1 pseudogene is annotated in these 358 nt (G+C 79.6%); it reads left to right on the forward strand.

The features are described from left to right. A pseudogene (locus tag QOL99_RS17710) lies at positions 1-358 on the forward strand (hypothetical protein); the annotation flags it as partial.

The following is a 358-nucleotide window of genomic DNA, read 5'->3' on the forward strand; positions in this document are numbered from 1 at the left end:
CAGGAGGCCCCGCCCCTGCGCCCGGCCCCTCCAGCCGGGGCCGGGGCCGAGCCGACGCCGGACCCCGTGCCCACCGACGCACCGGAGCCGGAATCCCCTTCACCCATCGTCGTGACGGCCGCTCCGGCAGAGGTTGTCCCGGACTCCTCACCCACCAGCACCCCCGAGCCCGCCAGGGTCACGCCTCCCCCTGCCCCGCCCACCCCCCGGCGGCGGCGGGGCGAGGAGGTCCGCATCACCTGGGACCCGGACGGCACCCGGCGGGTGGTCAAGCCGGGGCAGGAGGCCGCACCCGCACGTCAGGCCCGGCGCCCGGCGTGGCTGTGGCCCCTGCTGGCGCTGCTGGCGCTGGCGCTGG

Origin of the sequence: Deinococcus rhizophilus (assembly GCF_030271215.1) — a bacterium.
GTDB classification, from domain to species: domain Bacteria; phylum Deinococcota; class Deinococci; order Deinococcales; family Deinococcaceae; genus Deinococcus; species Deinococcus rhizophilus.